Origin of the sequence: Anaerostipes sp. CAG:276, from assembly GCF_000432215.1 — a bacterium.
Taxonomy (GTDB): Bacteria; Bacillota; Clostridia; order Lachnospirales; family Lachnospiraceae; genus Anaerostipes; species Anaerostipes caccae.
In genome coordinates this window covers 1-768 of sequence record NZ_FR889196.1, presented here as the reverse complement: position 1 = coordinate 768, position 768 = coordinate 1, and the positions used below count along the sequence as shown (strand labels likewise).

At 52.1% G+C, this 768-nt stretch carries 1 protein-coding gene; it reads right to left on the bottom strand.

Annotation, left to right across the window (positions count from 1 at the left end; translation table 11 throughout):
- Positions 1-768: SDR family oxidoreductase (locus tag QVP35_RS10575; protein WP_227060289.1), on the bottom strand; the 768-nt coding region annotated here is incomplete at both ends.

Genomic DNA, 768 nt, shown 5'->3' with positions numbered 1-768 from the left:
TGTACATAAGAAGATCTCTGGCTTGCCAGATAGACACACATATCTGCCACTTCGGAGAGTTTTCCAGATCTTCCGAGCGGTGTTGTGGATGTCTTGCTGTAACCCGCTCTTAAATCATCCACTGTGATCCCTCTTGTGTAAGCCAGCGCTGATTCATACGCTAACGTTCTTAATCCTGTCGCTTCCATGATGCCCGGTGCCACGCCTACTACGCGCACTCCCTGTTTCCCTAATTCTTTTGCCCAGCTTCTGGTCAGGGAATTCACTGCGTTCTTTGTCGCCGCGTACACGCTCTGTCCCTCGGAGCCTTCCAGCCCGCTCTCTGAAGACATATTGATGATGACTCCTTCTCCTTTTTCCACAAGGATTCTGCCCACTGCCTGTGCACAGAAGAACACTCCCTTTAAGTTGACGCTGCACACTTTATCCCAGACTGCTTCGTCCAGTTCGTACTGTCCTTTCGGCTCTTTCGGGTCCACCAGGAGTCTCGGGATATTGATCCCTGCGTTGTTCACCAGTACATCTACGGTTCCGAATGTGTCCACCACTTCTTTTACCATGGCATCCACATCTTCTGCACTGGTCACGTCGGTCTTCACGTAATGGAACCTGCCGGCTGCAGTGTCAAACTCCGGCGCTTCCGGCGCCATGTCGGAAACAACCACATTGCACCCGACATTTAAAAATTCCTGGGCAACTGCTTTCCCGATTCCGGATGCCCCGCCGGTTACGATGACTGTCTTGCCTTCAAGGCCCAACCATGATTCG